5 protein-coding genes are annotated in these 2,979 nt (G+C 71.2%); all 5 read left to right on the top strand.

Annotation, left to right across the window (positions count from 1 at the left end; translation table 11 throughout):
• The coding region (locus tag RBXJA2T_RS15070; protein WP_009858268.1) for a CheB methylesterase domain-containing protein at positions 1-597 on the top strand (597 nt) is incomplete at its 5' end.
• A 10-nt stretch (positions 598-607) separates the two neighbouring features.
• On the top strand, positions 608-1,234 hold the full coding sequence (locus RBXJA2T_RS15065) for a HEAT repeat domain-containing protein (RefSeq protein WP_029718347.1): 627 nt from the start codon (positions 608-610) through the stop codon (positions 1,232-1,234).
• A complete protein-coding gene (locus RBXJA2T_RS15060) occupies positions 1,231-2,097 on the top strand; it encodes a CheR family methyltransferase (protein ID WP_009858266.1) in 867 nt (288 codons plus the stop codon). Before RBXJA2T_RS15065 ends, RBXJA2T_RS15060 begins: the two co-directional genes overlap by 4 nt.
• The gene (locus RBXJA2T_RS15055) at positions 2,094-2,531 is read left to right on the top strand and encodes a response regulator (protein WP_009858265.1); all 438 of its coding nucleotides are present in this window, start codon (positions 2,094-2,096) and stop codon (positions 2,529-2,531) included. Before RBXJA2T_RS15060 ends, RBXJA2T_RS15055 begins: the two co-directional genes overlap by 4 nt.
• On the top strand, positions 2,528-2,979 hold a 452-nt coding region (locus RBXJA2T_RS15050), incomplete at its 3' end, for an Hpt domain-containing protein (protein WP_009858264.1). The genes RBXJA2T_RS15055 and RBXJA2T_RS15050, both read left to right, overlap by 4 nt.

Genomic DNA, 2,979 nt, shown 5'->3' with positions numbered 1-2,979 from the left:
CCGGCCGCCGCCGCGCCCGACGGCCTGGTCATCGTCGGCGTCTCCACCGGCGGCCCGCGCACGCTGGAGGACATCCTGCCGACGCTGCCGGCCGACTTCCCCTGGCCGGTGCTGGTCGCCCAGCACATGCCCGAGAACTTCACCGGCACCTTCGCCCGGCGCATGGACAGCCTGTGCCGGCTGCAGGTGCGTGAATGCGGCGCCACGATGCCGATCGAGCGTGGCCACGTCTACATCGGCCGCGGCGGCGCCGACATGGTGGTCTGCGAACGGCTGGGCCGGCTGGCGGTGCAGCCGCGGCCGGAAAGCCCGGCGCATCCGTGGCACCCGTCGGTGGACGTGCTCGTGGACAGCGCGATGAAGCTGGTGCCCGCCGAACGCCTGGTCGGCGTGCAGCTCACCGGCATGGGCGACGACGGTGCACGGGCGATGACGCGGCTGAAGCAGCAGGGCGGACGCACGGTCGCCGAGTCGGAAGAAACCGCGGTGGTCTTCGGCATGCCGGCCGAACTGATCGCCCAGGGGGGTGCCTCGCTGGTGCTGCCGGCCCCCGAGATCGGCCGCCAGCTGCTGCTGTGGGCTCGCGCCCGAGGCTGAAAGGACGACGATGGGATTGAGAAGGACCGACGCCCCCGCGCCGCTGCGCGAGGTGGTGGAACGCGAGTTCCCGCGCGACCTGCCGGGCCTGCTGTCGCAGCTTCGCAGCGCCGACGCCGAACGCCGGCGCTGGGCCGCGCGCGACCTCGCCGTGCACCCGCAGGCGGTGCCGGCACTGGGCGAGGCGCTGAGCCACGAGGACGATGCCGGCGTGCGCTACGCGCTGTTCACCAGCCTCACGGCCCTGGCGGACGCCGCTTCGGTGGACGTGCTGCTGCCGCTGCTGCGCACCGAGGACGCCGGCCTGCGCAACGGGGCGATCGAGGCCCTGGCCGAGATGCCGCAGGCCGTCTCGCCGCGCGTCGAGGCGCTGCTGCACGACGCCGACCCGGACGTGCGCATCTTCGCCGTCAACCTGCTGGCCGAGCTGCGTCACCCCCGGGTGCCCGACTGGCTGGCCCAGGTGCTCGCCGAGGACCCGCAGGTCAACGTCGTGGCCGCGGCGATCGACGCGCTGGCCGAGGCCGGCTCGCCGCAGCACGTGCCGGCGCTGCGCGCCGCGGCGGCCCGCTTCGCCGCCGATCCCTTCGTCGGTTTCGCCGCGCAGATGGCGATCGAGCGCATCGAGGCCGCATGAGAACCGCCGCCGCGTCGCGCGTGCAGATCACCGATGCGGACTTCCTGAAGTTCCGCGACTTCTTCTATCGCAAGACCGGCATCCACTTCGACGAGAACAAGCGCTACTTCGTCGACAAGCGGCTGGTCGAGCGCATCGCGGCCACCGGCGCGGAGGACTTCCGCAGCTACTTCATCGGCCTGCGCTTCGAGGCCGGCGGCAGCGAGCTGCAGCACCTGGTCAACGCGATGACGGTCAACGAGACCTACTTCTTCCGCGAGGCCTACCAGTTCGACTGCCTGGTCAACGACATGCTCGCCGAGGTCGTCAGGCGCAAGAAGCCGGGCAGCCGGATCCGCATCTGGTCGATCCCGTCGTCGACCGGCGAGGAGCCGTACTCGATCGCGATCTACCTGCTCGAACGCTGGGCGCAGATCGACGACTACGAGGTCGAGATCCTGAGCTCGGACATCGACACCCAGGTGCTGGCCGCGGCGCAGCGCGGCGTCTACTCGCCGCGCTCGGTGTCGCAGCTGCCTCGTCCCTACCTCGACAAGTACTTCAAGCGCCACGGCGAGTACGAGTGGGCGATCTCGGAAGACCTCGTCGCCGCGGTCGACTTCAGCCGCGTCAACCTGTCGGAGCCGGCGGACACGCGGCGCTTCCGCGACATCGACGTCGTCTTCTGCCGCAACCTGCTCATCTACTTCGACGACCTGTCGCGCCGCGTCGCCGCCGAGGCGATGTACGACGCGCTCGCGCCCGGCGGCTTCGTCTGCCTGGGGCACTCGGAGTCGATGAGCCGCATCACCTCGCTGTTCGGCGTGCGCCGCTTCAAGGACGCGATGGTCTACCAGAAACCCCTCGCCGGAGACTCCGCATGAAGCCGCAGATCCTGGTCGTCGATGACGCCGCCACCGTGCGCATGTACCACCGCAAGATGCTGGGCGACGCGGGCTGGCGGGTCGAGGAGGCCGTCAACGGTGTCGAGGCCCTCGAGAAGGTCATCGCGCAGCCCGCCGACGCGCCTTTCGACCTCTACGTCGTCGACATCAACATGCCCAAGATGGACGGCTACAGCTTCGTGCGCGAGCTGCGCCGCCTGGGCCAGGTGCCGCAGGCGCCGGTGCTGATGGTCAGCACCGAGGCCCAGGCGCAGGACGCCACCGCGGCCCACGACGCCGGCGCCAACTGCTACCTCGTCAAACCGGCCAAACCGACCGAGCTCGTGCTGACGGTCGCCCTGCTGCTGGGCGACCTGGCCGCAGCCACGCGTGCGGCCACGGCGCACGTGCAACCCCAGGGAGCGAGGGCATGAGCCTGAACGCCAGCGAACTTCTGGACCAGTTCATCGTCGAGGCGCGTGAATGCCTCGAGCAGATCGGCCAGCGCCTGCTCGACGTCGAGCGCAACCCCGGCGACGCCGAGTTGCTCAACGACCTGTTCCGCCAGGTGCACACGCTGAAGGGCAACTGCGGGCTGTTCGACTTCAAGCCGCTGGAGACGGTGGTGCACGCCGGCGAGGACCTGCTCGACCGCGTGCGCCACGGCAGCCTGGCCTACGACCCGACGATCGCCGACGCGCTGCTCGAGGCGATGGACTACACCGCCGAACTGGTGGACGCGATCGCCGCCGAAGGCCGCCTGCCCGACGGCGCGACCGAACGTGCCGGCCGTCACGCGGCCGCGCTGCGCCGCCACCTGGCCCCCGCTGCAGCCGCCGCTGCCGCCGCAGCACCGCCGACCGCGCCTGCGACGCCCGGCCC

It is taken from the genome of Rubrivivax benzoatilyticus JA2 = ATCC BAA-35, from assembly GCF_000190375.1.
Taxonomy (GTDB): Bacteria; Pseudomonadota; Gammaproteobacteria; order Burkholderiales; family Burkholderiaceae_C; genus Rubrivivax; species Rubrivivax benzoatilyticus.
This window is presented reverse-complemented; position numbering and strand designations above follow the sequence as displayed.

Excerpts from the sequence above, each read along its gene's own strand:
- RBXJA2T_RS15060 (WP_009858266.1), top strand. The coding sequence starts at position 1,231 with ATGAGAACCGCCGCCGCGTCGCGCGTGCAGATCACCGATGCGGACTTC.
- RBXJA2T_RS15055 (WP_009858265.1), top strand. The coding sequence starts at position 2,094 with ATGAAGCCGCAGATCCTGGTCGTCGATGACGCCGCCACCGTGCGCATG.
- RBXJA2T_RS15065 (WP_029718347.1), top strand. The coding sequence starts at position 608 with ATGGGATTGAGAAGGACCGACGCCCCCGCGCCGCTGCGCGAGGTGGTG.